17 protein-coding genes are annotated in these 20,783 nt (G+C 44.7%); 6 read left to right on the top strand and 11 right to left on the bottom strand.

Annotated features, from left to right (window positions below; translation table 11 throughout):
- The first annotated feature begins 99 nt into the window (after positions 1-99).
- Positions 100-1,287 carry an NAD(P)/FAD-dependent oxidoreductase gene (locus JEY82_RS00400; RefSeq protein ID WP_304081561.1) on the top strand — a complete coding sequence of 396 codons (1,188 nt, stop codon included), beginning with the start codon at positions 100-102 and terminating at the stop codon, positions 1,285-1,287.
- A gap of 118 nt (positions 1,288-1,405) precedes the next feature.
- On the opposite strand, the gene JEY82_RS00405 is transcribed toward JEY82_RS00400, so the two are convergent.
- The 8 genes from JEY82_RS00405 to JEY82_RS00440 form a co-directional block, all read right to left on the bottom strand.
- Positions 1,406-1,780, bottom strand: a complete 375-nt coding sequence (locus JEY82_RS00405) for a response regulator (RefSeq protein ID WP_304081564.1) — start codon at positions 1,778-1,780, stop codon at positions 1,406-1,408.
- Between the two features lie 63 nt (positions 1,781-1,843).
- Positions 1,844-2,674, bottom strand: a complete 831-nt coding sequence (locus JEY82_RS00410; protein WP_304081566.1) for an FAD/NAD(P)-binding protein — start codon at positions 2,672-2,674, stop codon at positions 1,844-1,846.
- A gap of 2 nt (positions 2,675-2,676) precedes the next feature.
- Positions 2,677-3,741, bottom strand: a complete 1,065-nt coding sequence (locus JEY82_RS00415) for a 4Fe-4S dicluster domain-containing protein (protein ID WP_304081568.1) — start codon at positions 3,739-3,741, stop codon at positions 2,677-2,679.
- Positions 3,741-4,700 (bottom strand): 4Fe-4S dicluster domain-containing protein, encoded by a 960-nt coding sequence (locus JEY82_RS00420; protein WP_304081570.1) that lies wholly within the window; start codon positions 4,698-4,700, stop codon positions 3,741-3,743. The genes JEY82_RS00415 and JEY82_RS00420 overlap by 1 nt, the downstream gene beginning before the upstream one ends.
- Before the next feature lie 29 nt (positions 4,701-4,729).
- Positions 4,730-5,194, bottom strand: coding sequence for a hydrogenase iron-sulfur subunit (locus JEY82_RS00425; protein ID WP_092157256.1), 465 nt, complete (start codon positions 5,192-5,194; stop codon positions 4,730-4,732).
- A complete protein-coding gene (locus tag JEY82_RS00430) occupies positions 5,182-7,140 on the bottom strand; it encodes a CoB--CoM heterodisulfide reductase iron-sulfur subunit A family protein (RefSeq protein WP_304081573.1) in 1,959 nt (652 codons plus the stop codon). The genes JEY82_RS00425 and JEY82_RS00430 overlap by 13 nt, the downstream gene beginning before the upstream one ends.
- 41 nt (positions 7,141-7,181) lie before the next feature.
- Entirely contained in the window at positions 7,182-8,072 is an 891-nt protein-coding gene (locus JEY82_RS00435) for a CoB--CoM heterodisulfide reductase iron-sulfur subunit B family protein (protein ID WP_304081575.1), read from the bottom strand.
- On the bottom strand, positions 8,069-8,629 hold the full coding sequence (locus tag JEY82_RS00440) for a 4Fe-4S dicluster domain-containing protein (protein WP_304081577.1): 561 nt from the start codon (positions 8,627-8,629) through the stop codon (positions 8,069-8,071). Before JEY82_RS00440 ends, JEY82_RS00435 begins: the two co-directional genes overlap by 4 nt.
- A gap of 525 nt (positions 8,630-9,154) precedes the next feature.
- On the opposite strand from JEY82_RS00440, the gene JEY82_RS00445 reads away from it, so the two are divergent.
- Positions 9,155-9,634, top strand: coding sequence for a cytochrome c family protein (locus JEY82_RS00445; RefSeq protein WP_304081579.1), 480 nt, complete (start codon positions 9,155-9,157; stop codon positions 9,632-9,634).
- Between the two features lie 10 nt (positions 9,635-9,644).
- A complete protein-coding gene (locus JEY82_RS00450) occupies positions 9,645-11,648 on the top strand; it encodes a methyl-accepting chemotaxis protein (protein ID WP_304081580.1) in 2,004 nt (667 codons plus the stop codon).
- A gap of 94 nt (positions 11,649-11,742) precedes the next feature.
- On the opposite strand, the gene JEY82_RS00455 is transcribed toward JEY82_RS00450, so the two are convergent.
- The 3 genes from JEY82_RS00455 to JEY82_RS00465 form a co-directional block, all read right to left on the bottom strand.
- A complete protein-coding gene (locus tag JEY82_RS00455; RefSeq protein ID WP_304081582.1) occupies positions 11,743-12,162 on the bottom strand; it encodes a hypothetical protein in 420 nt (139 codons plus the stop codon).
- A 117-nt stretch (positions 12,163-12,279) separates the two neighbouring features.
- A complete protein-coding gene (locus JEY82_RS00460; RefSeq protein ID WP_304081584.1) occupies positions 12,280-13,344 on the bottom strand; it encodes an OmpA family protein in 1,065 nt (354 codons plus the stop codon).
- Between the two features lie 113 nt (positions 13,345-13,457).
- Positions 13,458-14,777 (bottom strand): serine dehydratase subunit alpha family protein, encoded by a 1,320-nt coding sequence (locus tag JEY82_RS00465; protein ID WP_304081586.1) that lies wholly within the window; start codon positions 14,775-14,777, stop codon positions 13,458-13,460.
- A 634-nt stretch (positions 14,778-15,411) separates the two neighbouring features.
- Between JEY82_RS00465 and rfaD the strand changes: the two genes are divergently transcribed.
- The 3 genes from rfaD to mutL all read left to right on the top strand — a co-directional run bounded on the left by rfaD (position 15,412) and on the right by mutL (position 20,768).
- Positions 15,412-16,389, top strand: a complete 978-nt coding sequence (rfaD, locus tag JEY82_RS00470; protein WP_304081588.1) for an ADP-glyceromanno-heptose 6-epimerase — start codon at positions 15,412-15,414, stop codon at positions 16,387-16,389.
- Positions 16,390-16,500: 111 nt separating this feature from the next.
- A complete protein-coding gene (locus tag JEY82_RS00475) occupies positions 16,501-18,738 on the top strand; it encodes an LPS-assembly protein LptD (RefSeq protein WP_304081590.1) in 2,238 nt (745 codons plus the stop codon).
- Between the two features lie 146 nt (positions 18,739-18,884).
- Complete coding sequence (gene mutL, locus JEY82_RS00480; protein WP_304081592.1) at positions 18,885-20,768, top strand: DNA mismatch repair endonuclease MutL; 1,884 nt, start codon at positions 18,885-18,887, stop codon at positions 20,766-20,768.
- The last annotated feature ends 15 nt before the right edge of the window (positions 20,769-20,783 follow it).

A 20,783-nucleotide genomic window follows, 5' to 3' on the forward strand; every position in this document is an offset into this window, starting at 1 on the left:
TCCGAAGTAGGTCCAGTTTTTCGATATATGAAATAACAGTTTGTATTCTGCCTAAACAATCCTCTTTACGCATTCCCACAATAATTCTACAAAGCGCTGATGAACAACTCCGATATTAACACTGACTTCGACGTAATTATTTTAGGTGCGGGCGCATCCGGTCTTTACTGTGCCATGCACGCTGCCAAAAGGGGCAAACGTGTGCTGGTTCTGGACCATGCGGGCAAGGCTGCCCGTAAGCTCCGGGTTACCGGCGGCGGAAAATGTAACTTTACTAACATGAGTGTCGAGCCTGAGAACTACCTCGGTGCTAACCCTCATTTTTGTAAATCCGCACTGGCTCGTCATAACCAGTGGGACTTTATAGAATTTATTTCCGAAGCGGGTATTGCTTACGAAGATCGTAACGAAGGTGAGCTTTTCACTTTGGATGGTGCCGGACAGATTGCCGGACTTCTCGTTTCCAAATGTCACCGCCTTGGTGTCGAAACTCTGCTCGACCGCAACATTGATTCCGTAGAAGGGCGTGGACCTTTCACCGTGACAACCGGCGTGGAGATTTTCGAAGCCCCATCACTTGTTGTGGCGCTCGGCTCCCCGACTTGGCCTTCTGTGGGCGCAACAGCTCTCGGTTATAACATTGCCGACCAGTACGCACACCGCATTGTTTATCCTCATCCCGGCCTTGTTCCGCTTATGATTGGCGGCCCGAATGGTAAAATATGTGAAGAGCTCAGCGGCAACTCATTGCCTGTCCGCATCAGTTGCGACGGTGTGAGCTTTGAAGGTGATATGCTTTTCACTCACAAAGGTATTTCCGGACCTGCGGCATTACAGATTTCATCTTACTGGCGCAAAGGTTCCAGCATAGATATTGATCTGCTGCCCGGTCAGAACTTTGGTGATGTGCTTGAAGATTTTCGCACGGAAAATATTGCTTTGCATTCTTTCATGGCTAGATATTTCTCCCGTAAACTCGTGGACGTACTGCTCACAGGTGAAGACGCAGAAACTCCCGTCAGCCAGCTTACTAAAGAGCGTCGTCTTGCATTGTCTGAACGTGTTCATTGCTGGACTCTTAAGCCAGAGGGGACAGAAGGGTACGCCAAGGCAGAAGTTGTTGTGGGCGGCGTGGATACTAATCAAGTGTCGTCTAAGACAATGGAATCTAAGAAGGTTCCCGGATTATACTTTATCGGCGAAGTTTTGGACGTAACAGGCTGGCTGGGCGGATATAATCTGCAATGGGCTTGGTCATCCGCTTTTGCTGCTGCTGAGTATGTATAAAGAATAGAAAAGAATGGGTGATTTCGCCTTCGGCTGGACCAGAAGGCCCGCGGCCCTCTGGACTCTCGTTTTGGGGGAAGGCTTTTAGCTGAAAATATAAATCGGCTTTCGGTAATTATTAATTACTGGAAGTCGATTTTTCTATGGTCTGAACTAAAATTTCGATATCAAACGGCTTGCTGACATAATATTTTATGTTTGCTTTTTCAAAATCGTCGTGAGTGTCTTGTAAGGAATGTCCGGTCATGGCAATGATCGGAGTTTTGGATTTTTCTCCGAAAACGGAACTGTCTTGAATCCTTTTGGCGGCTTCAAGTCCACTCATTTCCGGCATTTCTATATCCATGAGGATGCAGTCAAAGTCGTTATTTTTTAGCAACTCAAGCACTTGCAAGCCGTTTACAGCCGTGGTCACCGTATATCCGCGTTTTTCCAGCAGTCTGGATGCGGAGAGCAGATTTATTTTTTCGTCGTCGGCTAAAAGTATTTTCATCCAGCTCGTGTGCTTGATTTTTTAACAGCGCCCCGTTTTTTGGAAACAGGGCGCTGAATTTAATTACATTTCGTTAGGAAGTTTTTTCAGCTGTGCGTATGTGTAAACAGGGCCATCCTGACAAACATAGCTGGTTCCGATGTTACAACGTCCGCATATGCCGATACCGCATTTCATGCGTTTTTCAAGGGTGGTATAAATCTGCTCATCCTCGAAGCCGAGTTTTGCGAGCGCCTGAACTGTGAACTTAATCATGATCGGCGGACCGCAAGTTATCGCTACGCAGTTTTTAGGAGAAGGATTAATATCCAGAAGTACATTCGGGATTAGACCCACGTTGTGCTCCCAGCCTTCAAAAGGTGCGTCGATGGTCAGATGCGTATCAAGATCATCTCTTTCCAGCCATTCGGGAAGTTCATAGCTGAACGCCATGTCTACCGGGCTTCTTGCTCCGTAGAGCAGAGTGATTTTGCCGTAATCTTTACGATTATCGAGCATGAAAAGCAGCAGTGTGCGAAGCGGTGCCATACCGATTCCGCCACCGACGAAGACGATGTCTTTGCCTTTCATATCTTCGTAAGGGAACGCATTGCCGAGCGGAGCGCGAACCCCGATCTGATCTCCGGCGCTTAAGGTGTGAAGCATTGAAGTTACTTCACCGGTCTTCATTACGCTGAATTGCAGGTAATCCATGCGGGTAGGGGAGGAATTGATTACAAAAGTGGCCTCTCCTATTCCGAATGCGGACAGCTGTCCGACCTGACCCGGACCGAAAGTGAAATCTTTTTTCAAGTTCGGGTTGTTCAGCGTAACGCGGAAGGTTTTGATAGTCGGAGTCTCTTCAATCACTTCCTGAATAGTCGCCATTGCCGGCAGATAAGGATTACTATTCATTGTTAGGCCTCCTTCTTGGTTGCTGGCTTGTAGGCGATTGCACTCAGTACTATCTGGCGGATATCAACGCCGACCGGGCAGCTCTTGATACAGCGTCCGCAACCGCAGCAGGAGATAACTCCGCCGTGCAGATCGGGATAGTAACTGAATTTATGACCGACTCTATTCTTGAGCCTGTTGGCCTTGGCGGGACGCGGATTGTGTCCGCTTGCTTCAGATGTGAACTGGGCTGACATGCAGTTGTCCCATGATCTGATGCGTGTTCCTTTCAGGCCGTTTGCTTCGTCTGTTATATTGAAGCAGTAGCATGTGGGGCACAGGTATGTGCAGGCTCCGCAGCTAATACATTTGTCTGACATTTCTTCCCAGAACGCACCGTTATCAAAAACAGCCAGAAGTTTTTCCGGGCTGCCTGTGAAATCAGGAGCTTTGTTCATGGAAGCATTGGCAGCTTTTTTATATTTATCAGCTTCGGCTTTCATTTTGGAGCCGTCAGTGAGCAGGGAACTCTTGAGAAGTTCTTCGCCTCGTTTGCTGACAGATTCGATATAATAGCCGTCTTTTACAGGAGTCATGAGAAGGTCTGAGCCTGAAGGGTCAGACGGCCCGCTCCCCACTGCGTTGCAGAAACAGGTGGCTTCACCTTTTTCGCATGACAGAGTGATGAAGTAGGTGTTTTCTCTACGAGCTTTGTAATATACGTCGACTTTTTCCCCATTCAGATAAACACGGTCGAACATAGTAAAACCGCGAGCATCACAGGGACGGTTTCCAAAAACAACATAGGATGTGGTCGGAATAGTTTCCTTTACATCCATAGCGATCTTGGAAAGGTTTTCCATGTCTTTTATCTGGCTGTATTCAAGAAGAGTTTCACTTTGCGGAAAGATTGCCTTTTTAGGTGGCGCAGTTGCTTCCCGGTCAATGAAGAAACCTTTCTCTGAATCATAGGGCCGGAAAATGATAGAGTCACCTTCGAACCGGGGGGCAAGCACTTCGTGATCTTGTCCCAGTTCTTCCAGCCATGCCGACAAACTTTCTTTTTTTATGAATTTAGTCTGCGCCATTACCATTTCCTCTCTCTGATCTTATCTTCTTCAGTTTTGAAGGTCATGAGCGGTGGTGTCGCTTCCGGATCTATTCCGGCTTCATAGTCGAAGACTTCTTTGATCTCTTTGTTCATTTTTTTCTTGAACAGGAGGATGGGAATATCTACAGGACATGCCCGCTGACATTCTCCACACTCAGTGCAGCGTCCGGCAAGATGATAGGCGTGGATAACCTGAAACATCCATTTGTCACGAACATGGGCTTCCTGACTCAGCCAGTGAGGATCGCGGCTTTGAGCAACACAGTGGTCGCGGCATACGCATAACGGGCATGCGTTGCGGCATGCGTAGCAGCGGATGCAACGGTCCATTTCTTTCAGCCAGAATCCGAACTTTTCTTCCACAGGTTTTTCTTCAAATTCGACTACATCTTTGTAGCCGTCTTCAAATGTTGCTGTGGTTGTTACTTCTTCTCCTGCAAAGTGATCGCTGAGCACTGCATTAGGGTAGCGGCAGGTTGCGCATTTGTCGGCAAGAACATCTCCCAAGGGGAGTTTGTGTTCTGCGCCGGAAGCGCTGACCGTGACGTCTGATCCTGAGATTTCACAGGAGTCGATGTTTCCGACGTCTCCTACGATTCTACGGATTTTGGTCTGATCTACGACGCCGTTACAACCGAACCCGAAGATGGTTACACCTGCGCGGTCGATAAGATTTTCCTGTAGCAATTCAACTACGGAGCGGCTGTCGCAACCTTTTACTACAATGCCGACCTTTTTGCCGCGCAGGGCGGGCAGGTAGGTGGCAAGGTTATGAACGCAAAGCGCATTCACTTGAAGTTTATCAATATCTTCATCCCTGCGAATGAAATGCGGAGTGGCGTGAAGCGGGTCATATCCACCCGTCCATCCTATCACAACATCTAATTCCGGCAGGGCTTTCCTGATTTGTTCTTTCAGATCTTTCAGATTTTGCACCCTGTATCTCCTTGGTTGAAAACGGCAGCTTAAAGAGCCGCTTCCATCAATTTGAGAGTCTCTTCTGCATCCGCTCCAGCTATTTTAGGGGCGGGTCCAAGCTCATGGATTTGCTCGGTGAATTTCGTTACGACTTCCTGCCAGCGTTGCCCTTCAGAGGCTGAAACCCAAGTGTATTCAAAACGCTTGGCATCAATACCCATGATCGGAAGGAACCTTTTCAGCATTTCCAATCTGCGGCGGGCGTAGAAGTTGCCTTCGGTATAATGGCAGTCTCTAGGATGACAGCCGGAAACCAGCACTCCGTCAGCGCCGGACATGAGAGTCTTGACGATAAACAGGGGGTCAATTCTACCTGAACAGGGAACCTTTATAACTCGCAAATCTGTCGGTTGTTTGAATCTTCCTACTCCGGCGGTATCAGCACCGCCATAGGAACACCAGTTACAGAGAAAACCGACGATTCTAAGTTCTTTACCTTCTAGAATCGGCATACTGCGTTAACCTCCGCGAGAATCTGGTTATCAGTGAAATGCTGGAGCTGAACTGCGCCCTGAGGGCAGGTGGCTGTACAGATTCCGCAACCCTGACAAATTGTTTCAATCACTTCGGCCTTCTTCATGCCGCGGAAATCAATTTCCTTGATGGCTCCGAAGGGGCATGTCTGGATACATTTTCCGCATCCGATACAGCGCTTGATATCAACTACTGAAACCTGCGGGTCGCTTGCAAGCATGTCTTGCGAGAACAATCCCAGAACTTTAGATGCTGCCGCGCTGCCCTGTGCTACTGAAGCAGGGATATCTTTCGGTCCCTGACAGGCTCCGGCGAGGTAAACCCCGGCAGTGTTTGTTTCAACAGGTTTAAGTTTAGGATGTCCTTCCATATAAAAGCCGTAATTATCGTATGAGATACGCAGTTTTTTAGCCAGATCGGTGGCTCCGACAGAGGATTCTACACCAACTGCTAGAACAACGAGATCTGCGTCAATTTCAACCTGAGCACCCATAAGAGTATCTGCACCGCGAACAACCAGTTTATCACCTTTAGGATAGATCATTGAAACGCGACCGCGGATGTAATTGGCTCCATACTCTTCCATAGCGCGACGGGTAAACTCGTCGTACATTTTACCTGGAGAGCGGATGTCCATATAGAATACATGTGACTGAGAATCGGGAAGGTGGTCTTTGGTCAGAATTGACTGCTTGGCTGTGTACATACAGCAGAAGCCTGAACAATACGGACGGCCGACAGATTTATCTCTTGATCCTACACACTGGATGAAAACAACATTCTTTGGCTCTTTGCCGTCGGAAGGACGTTTGATGTGTCCTTCACTTGGCCCAGAAGCGGAAAGCATGCGTTCGTATTGCAGGGAGGTAATAACGTCGGGGTATTTTCCGCCGCCGTATTCTCCGTATACAGTCCAGTCGAAGAGATCATATCCTGTTGCCGCGACAACTGCGCCGACATTTTCAGTGATAATTTCATCTTGCTGAGTAAAATCGATTGCTTCCGAAGGACAGACCTTTGCACAGACGCCGCATTTGTCTTTCTGTATTTTCATACAGAATTCAGGGTCGATCTTTGCTTTTTTAGGAATGGCCTGCGGGAACGGGATATTGATAGCTTTTGTCGTTGCAAGTTTTTCGTTAAAGAAGTCAGTAGCTTTTCTGCTGGGACATTTTTCAATACATAGACCGCAGCCTGTGCAGAGATCCCAGTTAACGTAGCTGGCTTTCTTTTTAATTTGGATCTCAAAGTTTCCGACATAACCGTTAACTTCTTTGATTTCCGAATATGCGTGGAGAGTAATGTTCGGGTGCTGTGCAACATCAACCATGAGAGGTCCGAGGACACAACTGGAACAGTCCACAGTAGGGAATGTTTTATCCAGTTTAGCCATCTTGCCGCCGATGGTGGTTTCTTTTTCAACTAAGACTACTTTTAGTCCACCGTTGGCACAGTCCAAAGCTGCCTGAATACCGGCGACACCGCCACCGACTACCATGACACTTTTGTTTACAGGGAATTGTTTGGAGAACAGCGGACGGTTTTTGAGAAGTTTTGCAGCTGCCATCCGAACAAGATCAGATGCCTTGTTGGTATTGGCTTCTCTGTCCTTCCCTACCCATGAAACGTGTTCTCTTATGTTCGCCATTTCGAAAAGGTAGCGGTTCAGACCCGCTCTTTCCAGAGTACGGCGGAAAGTAGGTTCATGCATTCTGGGTGTGCAGGATGCAACAACCACACCGTCTAGACGGTGTTCTTTAATAGCTTCTATTATACCATCCTGTCCGGGTTCGGAGCAGGCGTACATTGTATCTGTTGCGAATACTACGCCGGGAAATTCCCGGGAAGCTTCAGCAACCGCGGCAGTATCCACGGTTCCTTCAATATTAGTTCCGCAGTGGCAGATAAAGACTCCTATTTTCATTTAAGTCTTCTCCTTGACGTTCTTGACCGGGGTGGGAGCTCTTAGGAGGTCTCGTCCCTGCCGATGGCATTAATGACTTTGCGAGGGTCCACGCAGAGCTTGTCGATTCCGAGTTCCTTTTCGCTTAGTCCGAGAGCCAATCCGATAAGCTGGGTGTAATAAAACACCGGGATATGGTGATTGGTTCCGGCAGCAGAGTTTACCTGATCCTGTCGCAGATCAAGATTCATCTGGCACAAAGGGCAGGCCGTAACCAGCGCTTCAGCTCCGATGTCTTTTGCTGCGTCAAGCAGTTTGCCGGAGAGGCTCATAACAATATCCTTGCGGGGGATACCGAATGATGCTCCGCAGCACTCAACTTTAAGCGGGAAAGGAAGGACCGTTGCTCCCAGAGCTGTCATGATATTATCCATAGCCATGGGGTGCTCGGGGTCGTCAAAGTTCATGACTTCCGGCGGGCGGTTCATGATGCAACCGTAATATGCCGCGACTTTAAGTCCTTTAAGCGGTTTAACAGCCTTGTCTTTAAGAGCCTTGAGTCCCATGTCTTCAACAATAATCTGCAATACGGATTTCGTTGCGACTCCGCCCTGATAGGGAGTGTCGAGCAGTTTGTTGACCTTGTCACGAAAGCCGTCTTTTTTCATTCTGTGAGTGGCTGTCTTGAGGTTGGTCAGGCAACTAGGACAAGGAGTGATCGCTGTGTCCAGATTCATTTTTTCGACCAGAGCAAGATTGCGGGCCGACAGAGCTGAGGACAAAGTATGATCGACTGTGTGTGCCGGGGTGGAACCGCAGCAACTCCAATCGGGGATTTCGGTCAGCGTTATGCCCAGCTCTGCACAGACTGCGCGGGTGGACATGTCATATTCAATAGAAGTTCCGGTGCCGGAGCAACCTGGATAATACGCATAAGTTAAGGAATCACTCATTTACGAGACTCCTCTTTGAATCGGTTAAAGATCTTTTTGACTTCTTCTTTGCCCTGTATCTGGGGAGGCGTGAAGTGCATTTTCCCTTTGGGCAGAACTTTTGGTCCCAGATCGACGTCTGTCCAGAAGCGTCCGGTTTTAGTGATATAGGATGCTAGAAGCCCTATTTCAAAGACTCGTCCGTTATTTTCAACTGATGACAGGAAACTGTCCCAGAAGGATTTAACAGTAGGCACTGGAGCATAGCCTTCACGGCGGGCCATGTGGCGTAATACGTCCATTATGTGTGCTACATCAATGTTGTTTGGACATCTTGTTGTGCATGATTCACATGTTGCACATAGCCAAAGAGATTTACATTTCAGAACAGTTTCTTTCTGCCCAGTTTGTACAAGGCGCATAATCTGATTCACAGGTATGTCATATACAAATGTATACGGGCACCCTGCGGTACAGTTACCGCATTGATAGCAGAGGCTCATGTCCTGGCCGCTTTCTTCTTCGACTTGCCTTACAAAATTAGCGTCGTAAGTTTTGGTAATATTAACTATTTCCATAAATGAGTAGCCGCCTTTACGCTTTGAAGTCCGGTGGAGCGAACTTGCTGTGTGTAGATTGGCTTAAAGATTCATAACAGAGGATGGATTCTTAAGATGAGGCATACTGCCAGAAGATCCATCCTTACCGCAAGTAGTATTCACAGACTTTGAACCTTTGTATAAAACTTTTTTTTTGTCAAAGCACTGGATTGATTATATAATCATGTGAAAATAGGTGTGCATAAAGAATATTTTAATGTATCTCCTTAAATTATATGAGAATTGATTTAGTGGCGTCGCTATTGTTTTTGTTATTCCATAGAATATGGCTAGCTGTTATATTATATTTCTCTTCACATATAACCCTAAAGCTAGTAATGGAATGGTCGATATATCTTTGGCAAGACTGTGAATTATTTATAGAGTAATAGGGTAATCTCTTTGAATTCATAGTAAAAGATTTTTAGGGACGTTGAGTAACGCGAGGTTGAGTTGGGTTAAGGGGAAGTGTAATTTTTACATTTAAATTTGGGGTGAATCTTTATGCGAGGAAAAAGCTATACCATACGAATCGGTGTTTTTTTAACGGTACTGACAGTGTTCGGGCTGTCGTTCGTTGGTTATGGTGTCACAAATTCGGCAACCTATGTTGGATCAGAAGCTTGTGCAGAGTGTCATGAGAAAGAATTTTCAAACTATAGCAAGTACTCCAAAAAAGCTCACTCCAGTGCAAGTATTAAAATTATGGCTTCTGATCTTGCTCAGGACGAACTTGAGGATTGTTATTCCTGTCATGCCACAGGATATGGCAAACCCGGCGGTTTTGTTTCATTTGAAAAAACGCCTCAGTTAGCTGATGCCGGTTGTGAAGTTTGTCATGGACCGGGGTCGCTTCATGCTGAAGATGGCGATCCTGAGCTTATTAAAGCTAAGGTTGATATCAAGGACTGTGAAGTCTGTCATAATGCCGACAGAGTTGAGAACTTTAACTTTAAACCGCTGATTTATGGCGGCGCACACTAAGGGAGGGATTATGAATTTTATCAAAGACTCCCTTGGAAACAAAGTTCTGGTCTTGACGTCTTTGTTGACAGCGACAGTTTTTATTTGCTTGTTTGCAGCAAATTCTTACTGGCAGAAAAATTCAATGTTGCACGAGATTGAAGGTGCAGCTGTTAGAACTGCTGATTTGTTACAGCTTGCGATTAGAGAACCTATGGCCAAAGGTAACAATAAAGCAACTACTGAAAAGTTCGCCACAGTTGCAGAAAATTATAATGACGTAAGCGTATATCTTACTAATTATAAAGGTAATATTACTTATTCAACTTCTAAGAAAGATTTGCGCTCTGAGCTAGCTCCTAAATTTGATAATCCCGAAATTAAAGCACTCTACGCAAAGAGCCTTAAGTCCGTAATAAAGGAAGGAATGCTTTCGGAGATCGGCGGTAAGGATGTTTTTGTTGAAGTAGAATCAATAAAAAATGAAAAACGCTGTTATCATTGCCACGGTAGCAGACAACCCATTCTTGGTTCATTAGTAATGGTTCAGGATGTGTCCAGTCAGTTCGGCTCCTTGGTAGATTCCCAAATTAAGGGGGCAATGCTTTCTTTTACCGGGTTTGTCGTTTTGCTTGGAGCCTTACTGTTCTTTATGCGCAAATCAATTGTTAATCGGATTGAGGTTATCACTGGAGCAACCGATGAGTTCACAAGTGGAAATCTTGATGCTCATTTTGAAGTGGCCGGAAGCGATGAACTTAGTTTGCTCGGAAATAATCTCGGCGAAATGGCCAGACAGATTAAAGACCAGCTACAATATAATAAGGGTGTGTTGAATGGAATAACCGTGCCTTTGTTCGTAGCTGATGAAAATAATAATATCGGGTTCGTAAATGGGCCTATGCTTAAGATTTTGCAAAAAACAGAATCAGCAATAATCGGCTCTCCGGTCGATAGTCTCTTTATGAAAGACGGCAAAGCTATTACTGCTGATGCCCTTCAAAACAATGGATGCCCTCAAGACTTGCTTCGTTATATGAGGGAAGACGGAGTTGAATTCCCGCTTAGGTACCAGGTTTGTGCTCTTTTAAATGCTGAAGATGAAATTGTCGGCGCTATTGCCGTTATGATTGATCTTACTGAAGAAGAAGAAAGCCGGATGCATATTGAGAAGCAGCAGGAAGCTCTTCTTGAGGTTGCCAACGAAGTTACCGAAGTTTCAACGAAACTGCTTTCATATTCTGAAGAACTATCGCAGCAGATGAATGAACTCACTATCGGTGTTGATACCACTGCGATGCAGACCGGACAGGTTGCAACGGCTATGGAGCAGATGAATGCAACTGTTCTTGAGGTTGCGCAGAATACAGGTGAAACAGCTGAGGCTTCTGAAAGAGCTAACACTGTTGCCCGTGATGGCGGTGAAGTTGTCAGGAATACCGTTCAAGAAATTCACATGGTTACCAAGACCACTGATAGGCTTGCGGAACTTTTGAATGATCTCTCTGTTCGTGCTGAGAATATCGGTGCCGTTATGTCGGTAATTAATGATATAGCAGACCAGACTAATCTTCTGGCTCTTAACGCAGCTATTGAAGCAGCCCGTGCCGGTGAAGCCGGACGAGGATTTGCGGTTGTTGCAGATGAAGTCCGTAAACTTGCAGAAAAGACGATGTCCGCAACCAATGAGGTTGAGGGCGCTATCGACTTGATTCAGCAGAGTACTAAAAAAGTCGTAACGGAAATGTCTGATGCCCGTGAGCGTGTCGGCAGAACCGTCACGATGGCTGAAGGTGCTGGTGGAGTTCTTGAGGCTATCGTCAAGGAATCTGAAAATATTGCCGACATGGTAAGGGCAATTGCCACTGCGGCCGAAGAACAGTCTGCAACCAGTGACGAGGTTAACAACAGCGTTACTGAGATTAACGGTCTCTCACAGACTTTGTCACAGGGGATCATGAATGCTAATGAGGGAATTCAGGAAGTCTCTGAAATGGCTCAACACTTAAGTGAGCTTGTCTCCCGCTTTAAATAGATTCTGAATAAAGAGTAAAAAATTACCGCCCCGCTGAAACATTTCAGCGGGGCGGTTTTTTTGTGAGCAGTAAAAAGGTATGAAGCGCTGGATCTTAACGCCAGCCCTTGCCGGTATTACTGAAAATTTCTGTGATGCGGGTTCTCTTTGTTGCCGTGAAGTGGTTATTACGAGCTATCTCAGGCGTTTTACCGGTACTTTCATATACGGTCTCTATATATTTAAGAAGACCTATAAGACCTTTTTTCTTTGAGCTTGTTCTTTTGACAATGCACTTAATGCTGCCCGGGTCTATGGCATGATATCTGGCGAGGTAAGCTCCGTTCTCTCGCGGAAGGATCTCCATTCGCTGTATGCCTTTTATATGGCTTCGGTTGAGCTTGGTTACCCAGCTCTGAGAGAAGACTTGGAAGTGGTTCAGTTCGGTCTGTCCGGCTAGTTCACTGGCGAGTGCATTTGTAGAAAGTAGTAGGCAAAGTATAATTGCAAACGTTTTTATTTTGGTAAGGTTCATTTGGTTCTCCAACTAAAAAAAGGGTGGAAAGAGCAATGCCCTTTCCACCCTATTGTTACTCTAAATCGAATTTGAAAACAAGAACCCGACAAGAGGTCTTAATCTTTAATTTTTATACTACTCTTCTACGTCGATTTCAACACGACGGTTAAGCTTACGCCCTTCCTTCGTGGTGTTTTCGTACTTAGGATTCATTTCGCCGTATCCGGTAGCAACAATACGATCTGATGCTATTCCGTTGGCCGCCATCCAGTCTGCTACAGATTTTGCTCTGCGCTCGGAAAGGCCCTGATTGTATGCTTCCGGGCCGGTGCTGTCAGTGTGTCCGCCTACCATAACTTTCAGGTTAGGATATGCTTCGAGCATGGCAGCAGCTTCAACGAGGGAAGGTTCCATTTCTTCGGTGATCTGGAATTTGTCGAAGCCGAAGTTCAGGTTACGGAAAACAATTTTTTCCTGAACAGGAGGAACAACTACAACTGGAACGATTTCAACGATAAGTTCTTCTTCCTGAGTGTAGAAAACATCCTGAGCAAACTTATCAAGTACTGCTTTGTTGGAAAGGTCGGATGCTTCAACAAATACTCCGCAAGGAGTGAGGGAAGCAAGACGTTTCATCATTGCGAGTCCCTTTGGAGTGTCAGCAACACTGACGGTGTGTAGGCAGAAACGGTCACCGTATTTTTTGGACATATTGGAAATAATCGCTGCAGGGTTTCTGCCGGTGTTGGAAAGGCCGTCAGAAACAAATATTACAGCTAATTTCCCTTTCCATGTGGAAAGTATGCCGTCTAGATCGTTAAAGCCTTTGCCCATTGGTGTAGACTGGAAAAAAGGCAAGTCAGTAGGAGTGGAGGCCAATCCTTTTGCAAGTGCACTTTTGTTGTAAGTAGCCTTTGGGGAATAAGTAACAAAATCAGGCATTGCGTAAAGCGCTGACTGGTAGCCAAGGTTAGGAATAACTCCGTTCAAATGCTTCAATGCATTGAGCCCGGCAACTATTTTAGAGTTACCGGTAGCTTTGTATGCTTCATTCATTGAAGGTGAAGTATCTACAAACAATGCAAAGGCATCAACTTTAGGTTTAAGCACAATTTTGGTTTCGGCTGAAGCCATTGAACCAAGGGCCATGAAGGCAATCAGTGTAAGAGTCAGAAGTGAAATTAATTTTTTGTTTTTCATTATTACATTCCTCCGATCGGTAGGGTAATAGGTTTTAAATGTATATTTAGACCTTAATTATTAAGGCATTATTTTTTCTTAAGCAATAATTATTGTGTTATTTTATTTAGTTCTTAAATATTTGTAGTCGCAAAGTGTTTTTCGAGCATTATTTTAAGGATTGTTCTGTCTGTGTCTATCATTCCCTGCGTGCTGAGGGTTCCTATGTTCTGCATTGTTTGTTCGGGGGATGTCCCGATAATACCATCAGTCGAATGGACATTTACACCGTGAATTGCAAACAATGCAGCTTGAACAGCAGTTCCGGCAGCTGTTGCGAGTTTTAAAGCGCAACCTGATTTTGCTCCGTCACAAATTATGCCTGCCAGATCTTCAGTGAGGTTAGTAATGGCTCCGGCCATCTGACTTGAAGTTCCTCCCATTAAATAGGTAGTACCTGCAGTAGCTCCTGCGCCTGCTGCAACGGAACATCCGCAGACAGCTGACAGTCTGCCTGTCTGGGCTTTAACGTAAGCAGTCACAAGGTGGCTGAGTGCGATTGCTTCGAGTAAGGTCTTTTCATCACAGTCGACAAACTTGCTGACCGCATAAATCGGCAAAATAGCAGTTAAACCGTGATTTCCAGATCCTCCGGAGCTCATGGCGGGGAGTTTAATTCCACCCATTCTTGCATCTGCCGCCGCGGAGGTGATAATCCGGGCAGAAAGAATCATATCGCGAGTCAGGAGTTTCAAGCGGGCAAGTCTTTCAAGGGCAAGACCTACACCAAGTCCCGAACCGTGTTTGAGGCCGTAGTCGGCGAGCCTCATATTATATGTGATACCTTCTTTGAGAAAAGTAAAATCATCTTTATCAAGGTCGTTGATCATATCGATCAAGTCATCCAAAGAAAGTTTTTTAATGAAATCTTCAAGCTTGAACACGTCAGCTTTTTCAGCTTGTGTTTTTTTTACCAGCGGAGAATCTGTAATCGGAAGAGAATCCATCGTGAGGCTGGTGATATTGTCGTGAACTCCTTCGATGATCGCTTCTGTTACGTGGTCTTTATAGGTCAATAAGGCTCTGACATAGATTCCTTTTTGATCTTGAAGCAGGTTAACTGCAACATTGTTTTCATCTTTAAATTTGTAGGCTGCGTTGACACCTTCATCAGTGACGGGTTCCAGAACTTCAAGTCCAAGAGCCGGATCGCCGCATAAAGCTCCTAAAGCCGCCGCAGTATCAAGTCCGTTAAGTCCACCCGTTCCGGGAATAATAACAGCCAGTCCATTTTTATAAATGTTTGGATCAACCCATATTTCTATATGTTCCGGGCGTTCATTTTTAATAACTGAAGCGGCCGCCGCTGTAGCAAGGGCAATTGCTACAGGTTCAGTACACCCAAGTGCCGGAGCCACCTCAAGGTGGAGTATTTCTTTTACGGTATAATTCATATTCGTTCTCGTTTGGTGCTGAGTTCTATAAATGTTTAAAACAATCCTTTTGTGTTAAGAATCTATACCGTTACTATCAAGAAAGTCTAGAAAAAATCATGATAAAAGTAAGTATTTCTTTGATTATAGCATGGTATGAAAAGCAATCAAGCATTAATTTAATTTTTTTTGACCTGTGATTCCCTGTTGAACGGGTGCTATTAAGGTTAATAATGTTGTAAATTTATTTTAATATGTATGAAATGTTCGTCATATGTAAATCAATAGTATGGATAATGCGTTATACAATAAAAAATAATGTATGATATAACTGGTGTATATTAATGTGTTGCAGTGTTTACAAGATTTTATAGGTGTAAGCTATAAAAATGTTTCGGGTAAAATTGCAAAGTGTGAAGAGTTTTCTGGATTTTAGTTAGTTTTTACAGGGTTATAATTTCTAATTTAAAATTTCATAGCATTGTATCCGGGCTATTATATTTATGTCTGGAGTAGCAAGTATCAGTTAATCTTTGTTTAAGTGTCGAAATGTAGTTGAAAAAAGATAGAAAAATAAGTAACATCCGTCATCTTGAACTGTGAGATTACTTAGATAAATAGTCATATCTGCTTAAAAAAGCTGGAGAATTGATATATGTATATTGTTACCGGCGGTGCCGGTTTCATCGGCAGTGCCATGGTTTGGAAGCTCAATCAGATGGGAATTGACGATATTTTGATCGTTGATAACCTTGCAAAGAGCGATAAATGGAAAAATTTAGTAAATCTTCGTTACGAAGATTATGTTCATAGAGATCAGTTTTATAAGATTCTTCTCGAAGGGGAAGATCCTTTTCAAACTGACGCAGTCATTCATATGGGAGCTTGTTCTTCCACCACAGAACTGGACGCAGATTTTCTGATGGAGAATAACTATCGTTATACCCAGATGATTTGTCGTTTCTGTATCCAGCACGATGTTCGTTTTATCAACGCATCCAGTGCTGCAACATATGGTGACGGCAGATTCGGGTTTGATGATGACCATGCTGGGATTCAGCAGCTTAAACCCATGAATATGTATGGTTATTCCAAACAGCTTTTTGATTTATGGGCTCTTCGCGGCGGAATTCTGGATAAGCTTGTATGTCTCAAATTTTTTAATGTATTCGGACCGAATGAGTACCATAAAGATGATATGAAAAGTGTCATCTGCAAAGCTCACCGTCAGATCAGTGAAACCGGTGAGATGAAGCTTTTTAAATCCTACAAACCTGAATATTCCAATGGCGGACAGAAGCGCGATTTTGTTTATATCAAAGATTGCGTGGATGTTATGTGGTGGTTTCTTCAGAACAAGGATAAGAACGGCATCTTCAATATCGGAACCGGGCAGGCTCGTCAGTGGAATGAACTTGCTAATTCTGTTTTTGCTGCCATGGATGTTAAGCCGGATATCAGCTACATCGAAATGCCTGAGTCAATCAGGGATAAATATCAGTACCTTACTCAAGCGAATATGAGTAAGCTGGTTGCTGCAGGGTATGAAAAGCCGTTCACTTCACTTGAAGATGCGGCTAAAGATTATGTGCAGAACTATCTCGCTCAAGAAGATCCGTATCTAAAAAGCTAACAGTTTAAATTTGTTGAATATCAGGGGTAGGTCGTTTTGAAATTAAGGTTTATCATACTCATATTTTGCCTTCTTTTGTGCACTTCGGGATATGCCTTTGCCCAAGAGCAGGTGATAATATCTGCGCCTGACGGTAACGGTACAGCTCAGGCGCAACAGGAGTGGCAGTTCTCTGCGGATAAAGTTGTCGCTGAGAACGACAGTGAGTATGTGCAAGCCTATGGTAATGTAACAGTCCGAAGTGGGACAAGTTACATCAAAGCTGACTTTGCACGCTTTTATCAGGCTACCAAATGGATTTACCTGAAAGGCAATGTTAAAGCTCAGTGGAAAGGTGATTTCTACGATGCTGCTGAAGCTGAGTTCGATCTGAATAACATGGTCGGATGGCTGAAAAAAGGGCGTGTTTTTGTTGCAAAGCCGCATGTCTATTTTGAAAGTGAATTTATAGAAAAACATAACGGCGCCACTTACAGCTTTAAAGATGCAAAAGTGACAGCCTGTGACGGAGAGAATCCCGCCTGGTCTTTTGAGGCCGGAGAAGGTGATATTACTCTCAATGGATATGCAAGACTTTGGCATTCCAAGTTTAAAATTAAAGGCGTGCCGGTTGCGTATACTCCTTATATGAGTCTTCCGCTTGATCAAAAGCGTCAATCCGGTTTTCTAACTCCTGAAGTCGGCTCTTCTAAAAAGATGGGCACAAAGATTAATATTCCCTATTACTGGGCAATTAACGAAGAAACAGATCTTACTGTTTACGGTGAATATCTGGCTAAACGCGGTTTTAGGCCCGGCGTAGATTTCCGCCACACAGAAGATGTGAACTCAAAAGGGCAATGGCGTGCCGATTGGTTGTATGACGGTAAAACATATGACAACGCCGCCGATTCTGAGAGTGTATTTAAAGACGAAGGTATGATCAGACCCAACAATAACAGATGGTGGATCAGATCAAAATATAACGGCTACGTAGGATCACCTGATTGGCAGACAATCGTTGACCTTGATTTGGTTTCTGATCAGGATTATCTGCGTGAATTCAGATCCGGTGCAAACGGCTACGAAGCAAGTAGGGAAGGTTTCCTTGAGGAATTCGGTCGTGATATTAACCCGATGGATTCCGATCATAGAGTCAGTACCGCATTAGTCGCTAAAAGCTGGGACCAATTCGCGGTTTCTGGACTTGTCCAATATGATGAAGATTTGCGCTACCGTAACGGTAATAATCCCGGTGATAAAAATCCTGCTCTGCAAAAGCTGCCTCAGTTAGATGCTTTCGCTTTCAAAGAAAACCTGATGGGAACTCCTCTCGAGTGGGAAGCTGAAGTCAGCGCCAATTATTTCTGGCGTGAATTCGGTATGACCGGTGCTCGCTTTGATGTTCATCCTACACTCAGCATGCCGGTTACAGCCGGAGGCGTTACTTTCATTCCTCGTGCAGGAGTAAGAGCAACTTCGTATCTGATGGATTCTTATCAGAACGCAAGCTCAGATATCAAAAGAGATTCAACTCAAGGCCGTTTGATTGCTGATGCCGGTATCACCGCGTTTTCCGAATTTTTCAGAGTTTTTGATGTAGGTTCAGATCTGGTTGCTTCCAAAGATAATATCGGGAAAAGCAGCTGGACCAAAATGAAACATAATATTGTTCCACGTCTCGAATATAACTGGGTACAGGATGATCCTAACCAGAAAGAACTTCCTTACTTCGATTCCAGAGACCGCATTACAAAGTCTAATGATATCACTTTCTCGCTGACAAATGTTTTGGACCGTAGTCAGTCCACGGTTGTGGCTGGCAAAGACGGCGAGGCTGTTTTGGAAAGTGAATATCTCGAATTTTTCAGATTCCGTTTAGAACAAGGTTATGACATTGACGAAGCTGGGCGTTCCGCAGACCTCGGTCAGTATGAACGCCGTCCGTTCTCGGATGTCATGGGTGAAATTATTCTGACCCCGTATAATTACGTTAATTTGACCTCCCGTACTTGGGTTTCCCCTTATCTCGGCGATGTTACAGAGCATGAAAATATTTTGAAAATTTTCAATGACTCATATGGTGAAATTCTGTTTGGATATGACTACCTGCGTAAGATTGATGAATATAAGCGTAAACAGGAATCAGACATGCAGATTGTCAGGTACGCGGCTAAAGCTTACCTGCCTTGGGGATTGGTTGTCGGTGGTGAATATCGCGCTGATATTAATAATAGTAAAGACCTCGAAAAGACAGTTTCACTCGGTTGGAACCATCAATGTTTCTTCGTTGAATTTCTTGCTTCAAAAACGACAATTGACGAACGATACGCTGTGAACTTCAATCTTGTTGATTTCGGAGTGTTCTAGTTCATTAAAAATTTGTTTGAAAATTTTAGGCCCCCCGTTCATATGATGGACGGGGGGCCTTCCTTCTTGTAGGTTCTTTTCAGTGCCAGTAATGAAAATGAGCTGTAATTTTAATAATCCAACATCAAGGATTTGAGTATCTGGATATGACTAGAAGTAAAATTCATGTTCTTCCCGCTGCGCTTAGAAATCAGATTGCTGCCGGTGAAGTTGTAGAACGTCCTTCCAGCGTGGTTAAAGAGCTGGTTGAGAATTCCATAGATGCAGGAAGTTCTCAGGTTGATGTTACCGTCGAGCGCGGTGGACAGGGGCTTCTTGTTGTGCGCGATAACGGTTTTGGAATTTCTTCGGACGAGCTTAATCTTGCGGTAACAAGGCATGCCACAAGTAAAATATCGGATGTAGAAGATCTTTCCGCCATTACAAGTTTTGGTTTCAGAGGCGAAGCTTTGCCAAGTATCGCTTCTGTTTCAAGATTTAAAATGGCTTCCTGCACTGCGTATGCACAGGAAGGATGGTTCATAAATGTTGAAGGCGGAGAAGTTGTAGATGAAGGTCCAGCCGTTATGCCCGCGGGAACATCGGTTGAGGTTAAGGATCTGTTTTATAATGTGCCTGCCAGACTTAAATTTCTAAAAACTGAATCAACCGAAGCCCGTCGTTGTAATCAGGTTTTGTTTAAGATCAGTCTTGCGAACCTTGAAACAGGTTTTTCTTTTATTTCAAACGGCAGGGAACAATTCAGACTTCCTCCTAATCAAACGCTTCCTGATAGGCTTGCCATATTCTGGCCGCGTAATATTTGTGAATCTTTGCTGACATTTTCGCATGAAGCCGGAGAAATGAAAGTGTCCGGTTGTGCAGGAATTCCCTCGCTGGCACAGGGACGCGGCGATAGAATTTTAATGTTTGTGAATGGGCGGCCTGTTCAGGATAAGCTTCTGCTCAGTGCTATCAGGGGCGCCTACAAAGGTAGGTTGATTTCCCGTGAATACCCTCAAGCTGTGATTTTTCTGGAGCTTCCGCCGGATTTGGTTGATGTGAATGTTCATCCCGCAAAAATGGAAGTTCGTTTTCAGGACGAACGTTCAATCTACAGCATCATTCATAATGGTATTTCTCAGGCACTTTCTCGTTACGAGCTTGGAGTTGTTGAAGGGTTGGATACTCCTGTCCAAAAGATACCTGCGGCTTCACGTGCAAGTTTGCCCATTGAACCTCGTGCAAAATTTGCCAGTTGGAATGAGTTCAAGAATACTGATTATTCTGATGAGAAACTCGACTTTACGGCTCCGTCACCTTCCTCTGGCGAGGCAAATGATGTTTCGCGGGAGTTTGTTCATGAGCAACCTGTCGGTTATCAAATTCATAATGAGACGGTCACTTCGTCCAATCTTTCAGGTGAATCTGAATATAAATTACCTGTATTTTCAACAGAGAATCAAACCTCTTCTGAAGCTGGACGAAGTAAATTTGTGCCCGGAACATCAATCGAATATCTGGGGCAGGTAGCTGATACTTATCTTGTTCTTAAGCTTGTAAATGGATCACTCGGGCTTCTTGATCAGCATGCGGCTCATGAACGGGTAATCTACTATCATATGCGTGCTGAGCGGACTAAGGGCGATTCGAGGCCCCTTGCCATCCCCATAGAACTGACGCTCCATCCAAGTGAAGTGGCCCGAGTTCAGGATATGTGGGAAGAGTTGCGTCAGGCCGGCTTTATGCTCGAACTTGAAAACGGCTCAAATCTTTTTATGCGCGGAATACCGCCAAGTCTTGAAACCGGAGAAGCTAAAGGGTATTTGAAAGCAGCGGTTGACGGGCAGGCTAAAAATCTTGACGATCTCTGGATTATGCTTTCCTGTAAGTCGGCTATTAAGGCAAATCAGTCTCTTGCTTTGGATGAAGCTCTGGCATTGCTTGAGGCATGGGCAAAATGCCCACAGCGGGAATATTGTCCTCACGGCAGACCTGTAATAATAAGCTGGTCTTTTTCTGAAATGGAAAAATTATTTAAACGTAAATAGAATATGTTTTAGACA

The sequence above is a fragment of the Maridesulfovibrio ferrireducens genome (assembly GCF_016342405.1).
In the GTDB taxonomy this organism is placed as follows: Bacteria; Desulfobacterota; Desulfovibrionia; order Desulfovibrionales; family Desulfovibrionaceae; genus Maridesulfovibrio; species Maridesulfovibrio ferrireducens_A.